Raw genomic sequence first — 3,198 nt, forward strand, 5'->3', positions numbered from 1 at the left:
TCGAGCGATGGCGGATGCGCGCAGTCCACTGCAGATCCCAGCGGGCCTTGGGGTCGGCGGGGCGCGGCGGATAGGCAAAGTCTTCTTCGGGACCATAGGCGACCAGCGTACCCATCTTGAAGTCGGGCGCGGCCTTGGTCACTTCGGCCGGGATCAGGCAACTGGTGGTCGTGGGCGCCATGACCGTCCGGTCCTTGACCAGCAGGGCGACTTGGTTCGGGCTGATCCAGTCGCCCAGCCCGCCGCCGAACTGCTTGCCGTAGCTGCTGGTCCACATCACCATGTCGCCCATCTCGCCATTAGGGCCCATCTTGCCCCCGAACAGGGTGGCGAGATAGCCGGTGGCGTACTGGATCGCGCCCCACTTGATCAGCGAGGCGCCACTCGGCTGGCCAGTCGACGTCACGCTCAGCGGCGCCATGAAGTCATGGACCAGATTGAACGACAGTTCGGGCGAATAGTTGCCGGCCACGCGGTGCGCGCCGATCAGCGAACTATCCGGCTTGACGAACTTGTGGTCCTCCGCAGGCCAGCGGCCGAACGTCTTGCTGTTCTGCAAGGTCGGCCCCAGATCGCGGATGATCGTGGTGGTCCAGACCCCGGCCATGCCCGGTGGCATCTGCCCCGCGGCAACCTTGGCGAAATCGATCACCAGCGGCTGCCCCTTGGGCGCATGTTCGCCGCAACCCCAGAACACCAGCAGGCGGCCCTTGGGCTTCTGGCCTTCGGGGAAATCTTCCTGAACCCGTTCTTCCTTCGGCGTCGTCAAGGCTACAGATTTGCCCAACTTGGCATTTGGCGGCATGAAGTGATCGGCCTTGGGCGCGCCCTTGGCAGGGGCCTGGTTCGAGCCGAGGCGCAGGTAAAGCTCGTGCTGCACCTTGTCGCCGCCGCCGCCGAACATTGCCCCCATCATCGAAGCCCCGCCCGTGCCCATCGCGGCAAAGCCGGAAACGGTGCCAGCGCGCATGTCATAGCGCGCGATTGGCCCGCTATCGGGCGCGCGCTGGGCAACGACGGGGATGGCGGCGAGCGTTACCGCCCCCAGGGCGGCAGTTACGGCGAGCTTGCGATTCATCGACATGATGCGACTCCCTCCACTGTGAAGAATAGCCTAGTTCATCCCAACCGCGCAGGATTGTCTTTTACCGCCATCAATTTTCGCCGGAACTTTTGTTCGCCGGCGCGATGCGCTAGCGATCGACACGTGACTGCGAACACTTCCTCCATCCTTGGGATCGACCGCGCGCTTTCGGGCCGGGCCTGGCGCTGGCGTGGCGGCAACATGGACCTTGGCGGCGGCAGCAGCGCCAGCCTCGAGCACGATCTGGTAACCCAGTTGCTGCTCTCGCGCGGGGTTGCGCCCGAAGACCTTGAGCGCAACCGCAACCCATCGCTGCGCGCCTTCCTGCCCGACCCGTCGGTGTTCCGCGACATGGATGCCGCCGCCGAACGGCTGGCCCAGGCCGTGCTCACGCAGGAACAACTGACCGTCTATGGCGACTATGACGTCGACGGGGCGACCAGCGCGGCCTTGCTGATCCGGCTGCTGCGGATGCTGGGGCACGAGGCGCGCTATTACATCCCGGATCGCTTGCTCGAAGGCTATGGCCCATCGGGCGAGGCCCTGGTGCGGCTGGCCGAGGAAGGCTCCAGCCTGATCGTCACGGTCGATTGCGGGGCCATGGCCTTCGAAGCGCTCGACATGGCGCGCGCCGCCGGGGTCGACGTGATCGTGGTCGATCACCACAAGTGTGCGCCCGAACTGCCCGCGGCGATGGCGCTGGTGAATCCCAACCGGCTCGACGAGGACGAGCTCGCCGCATCGCACGGGCACCTCGCGGCCGTGGGCGTGGCGTTCCTGTTGGCGGTCGCCACGGTGCGCGTGCTGCGCCAGCGCGGCTTCTTCGAGAACCGGCGCGAGCCTGACCTGTTTGCCCTGCTCGATCTGGTCGCGCTGGGCACGGTCGCCGATGTCGCGGCGCTGCGCGGGCTTAACCGGGCGCTGGTGGCGCAGGGTCTCAAGGTCATGGCCAAGCGCGAGAACATCGGCATGTCCGCCCTGATCGACGCCAGCCGGCTGAGCCGCGCGCCAACCTGTTCGGATCTGGGCTTTGCGCTGGGGCCGCGCATCAATGCCGGCGGCCGGGTGGGCGAATCGACCTTGGGCGTCCGCTTGCTGACCACCGAAGATCCGGACGAGGCCCGCGCCATTGCGGCCCAGCTATCCGCGCTCAACGAGGAACGGCGCGTGATCGAGGCGGCAGTGCAGGAAGCGGCCGAGGCGCAGCTCGATGCCCAGCACAACCGCGCGGTCATCACGCTGGCGGGGCGCGGCTGGCATCCGGGCGTGATCGGGATCGTGGCGGGCCGAATCAAGGAAAAGACCGGCAAGCCGACGCTGGTCATCGCGCTCGACGCCGACGAGGACGGCAACGGCAAGGGCTCGGGCCGATCGATTGCCGGGGTTGACCTTGGCGCTGCAATCATCGCCGCGCGCGAAGCCGGGCTGCTGGTCGCGGGCGGCGGCCATGCCATGGCGGCGGGGCTGACCGTGGCCGAGGGCAAGCTCGATGCGCTGGCCGACTGGCTCGACGAATTGCTGGGCAGCGCGGTGACCGCCGCGATGGCGAACCAGGCGCTGCTGCTCGATTTGGCCGTGGCGCCGGGCGGTCTGCGCCCGAGCCTGGTCGAGGCGATGGAAAGCGCCGGCCCCTACGGCATGGGCTGGCCGGGGCCGCGCATCGCGGTGGGGCCGGTGCGGCTGGTCAAGGCTGACCTGGTCGGCACCGATCACGTCCGCCTGATCGTGCGCGGCGATGATGGTGCCAGCTTCAAGGCCATCGCCTTTCGCGCCGCCAGCACCGAGATGGGCCAGGCTCTGCTGCACGGCACGCACCACCGCAGGCTGTGGCTGGCAGGCCGCGCGAAGATCGACGATTGGGCCAGCCGCCCCCAGGCGGAACTCCATGTCGAGGACGCCGCCTTCGTCGACTGAAATATATTTCCGCAAGGGGGCTTGACCCTCTCACCCGCGTTACGTAAAGGCGCGCCTCACCCCGGCGCCAGCCGGTGTGGCCCCTTCGTCTAGCGGTCTAGGACGCGGCCCTTTCACGGCTGAAACACGGGTTCGAGTCCCGTAGGGGTCACCATACCGGCGCGCCGGGGAGTTTTCCCAAACTCCCCGACATTCCTGCC

The 3,198-nt window shown here is 67.8% G+C and carries 2 protein-coding genes and 1 tRNA gene; 2 read left to right on the plus strand and 1 reads right to left on the minus strand.

Annotation, left to right across the window (positions count from 1 at the left end; genetic code table 11):
- On the minus strand, nucleotides 1-1,084 hold a 1,084-nt coding region (locus ACE3SN_RS16510), incomplete at its 3' end, for a hypothetical protein (protein ID WP_374531879.1).
- A 201-nt stretch (nucleotides 1,085-1,285) separates the two neighbouring features.
- On the opposite strand from ACE3SN_RS16510, the gene recJ reads away from it, so the two are divergent.
- Both recJ and ACE3SN_RS16520 read left to right on the plus strand, forming a co-directional pair.
- Entirely contained in the window at nucleotides 1,286-2,998 is a 1,713-nt protein-coding gene (gene recJ / locus ACE3SN_RS16515) for a single-stranded-DNA-specific exonuclease RecJ (RefSeq protein ID WP_374531880.1), read from the plus strand.
- Nucleotides 2,999-3,076: 78 nt separating this feature from the next.
- A tRNA-Glu gene (locus ACE3SN_RS16520) sits at nucleotides 3,077-3,152 on the plus strand.
- Nucleotides 3,153-3,198 lie beyond the last annotated feature (46 nt).

Origin of the sequence: Novosphingobium sp., from assembly GCF_041915465.1 — a bacterium.
GTDB lineage: Bacteria > Pseudomonadota > Alphaproteobacteria > Sphingomonadales > Sphingomonadaceae > Novosphingobium.